The organism is Priestia sp. P5_B4 (assembly GCF_056400385.1).
On record NZ_JBFULJ010000683.1, the window covers coordinates 1 to 2,079 of the forward strand.

1 protein-coding gene and 1 pseudogene are annotated in these 2,079 nt (G+C 34.2%); both read left to right on the top strand.

Going from position 1 to position 2,079, the window contains the following annotated elements:
* The first annotated feature begins 315 nt into the window (after positions 1-315).
* Positions 316-1,536: an NO-inducible flavohemoprotein gene (hmpA, locus tag AC1DRF_RS24650; protein ID WP_427076316.1), complete on the top strand. Its 1,221-nt coding sequence runs from the start codon at positions 316-318 to the stop codon at positions 1,534-1,536.
* 357 nt (positions 1,537-1,893) lie between these two features.
* Positions 1,894-2,079 (top strand): annotated as a pseudogene (locus AC1DRF_RS24655) (hypothetical protein); the annotation flags it as partial.

Sequence of the window (2,079 nt, forward strand, 5' to 3'; positions counted from 1 at the left end):
AATTCAGATGGTGCAATTGAAATAAGCAATAACCTACATATTGGCTTTTCCAACGATTTAGAATTTGTCCCTGGCGGATTTACCAGACCCGTACTTCAACTTGATTTTGAGATAGAAGTCCCTTGGATACTTGTTGAAAAGCCAAATTAAAGTAATGTCAAATCTAATAAAGTTGTTTCTTAAAAAACCTATTCATTACGGTAACTAAAGTTAGTATTTTCATTCCAGTATAGGATAATCCAAATTTATCCATATTAAATTGTAGTATTAAAAAAGATTAATACATATGAAAAATTCTTAAAAGGTGGATGTTATATGCTTGATTCTAAAACGATTGAAATTGTCCAATCAACAGTGCCAGTTTTAAAAGAACATAGTAAACAAATAGGAAAGAGATTTTATGAATTGTTATTTGAAAAAGCGCCAGATTTATATAATATGTTCAATCAAACAAATCAAAAAAGAGGAATTCAACAGGAAGCATTAGGATATGCCGTGTATGCTGCAGGAGAACATATTACAAACTTAGAAGCCATTAAACCTGTAATTGAACGGATTTCACAAAAGCATCGTGCGATAGGGGTAAAGGCAGAACAATATCCAGTCGTTGGTGAAACTTTACTTCAAGCAGTAAAGGATGTTTTGGGAGATACAGCTTCAGATGAGATTATTGAAGCATGGGGAAAAGCGTACGGATATATTGCCAATGCTTTTATTGAGCTAGAAGAAGCTCTCTACGAAGAGACAGAGAGTCAACCTGGAGGTTGGGAAGGATATCAAAGCTTTTATATAGATAAGAAAGTAGAAGAAAGTGATAATGTAACGTCTTTTTATTTAAAAGCTAAAAATGAGAAAGAAATTGCCTCTTATAAAGCAGGACAATACCTTACATTAGCAGCAAATGTTCCGGGAGAGAAATACACGCATATTCGCCACTATAGTCTTTCTGAAGCCCCTGGAAAGGATTATTATCGAATCAGTGTAAAACGAGAAGAAGGGCATGACGGTGCGCCAGCAGGAATCGTGTCAAACTATTTACATAAACAAGTTCAGACAGGAGATACTCTTAAGTTCTCAGCTCCAGCTGGAGATTTTGTACTTGATCACAGTGAACTTCCCGTTGTGCTAATTAGTGGAGGTATAGGTATTACACCTTTGCTTAGTATGCTGAATACCATTGTAGAAAAACAACCTACACGTAAGGTTACCTTTCTTCATGCAAGTATTAATGGGAAAACGCATGCTTTTAAAGAACATGTGGCTCAACTAAATAGAAATAACGAAAATGTTACCTCCTTCATCTGTTATAGCTCGCCTAATGAAGGGGATGGATTTGGCACTGATTTTGATAAAGAGGGTTATATTGATTTAGAATTGTTACAATCCGTTGTTCCTTCAAAAGAAGCTGTCTTTTATTTCTGCGGGTCGATTCCGTTTATGGAAGCTATTCTTAAAGCACTACATAGATGGGATATACCAAACGAACGTATTCATTACGAGGTATTTAGCCCTGTAGCCATTTTAGGAGAAAAATAAAGAAGTAATTGTTACCAGTAAACGGAAAATGTTCGATGAAAACACACGTCCTGTTTAAATAAATATACTGTAAAAAAGCACTCATAAGCGTGCTTTTTTACTTTGCCCTAAGGAATGATTCTACAAACGATCATGATACATATAAGTATTTCTACACTCTCTGCGTACAAAAAACTGGAAAAAATTCTCTTCGGTAATTTATAATAATAGAAAACTATGTCGAACCCCAAATATTGGAGAGATTACTATATGAGAAGACTACTCCCTTTTATAATTTTTACCATTTACTGCATTCCATATGTTTATTTATCTATGCGAAAAGATTTTGAGGATGATTCAAAGGTAAGCTATATAATCATGGCCATAGTTACAGTAGCACTGTCTTATCTAAGTGGACTTATTAGAGCGGATTTATCACTTATTTTAGGAAATATAATTTCTTTTAGTACCTCATATTTTTATAACGCATTAAGGCTTCCTGATTCTAAATGGGAGAAATATTTTTCGCCCTTTAATTCTGTCGAACAAGTAGTACTGATAAGC

Excerpts from the sequence above, each read along its gene's own strand:
- hmpA (WP_427076316.1), top strand. The coding sequence starts at position 316 with ATGCTTGATTCTAAAACGATTGAAATTGTCCAATCAACAGTGCCAGTT.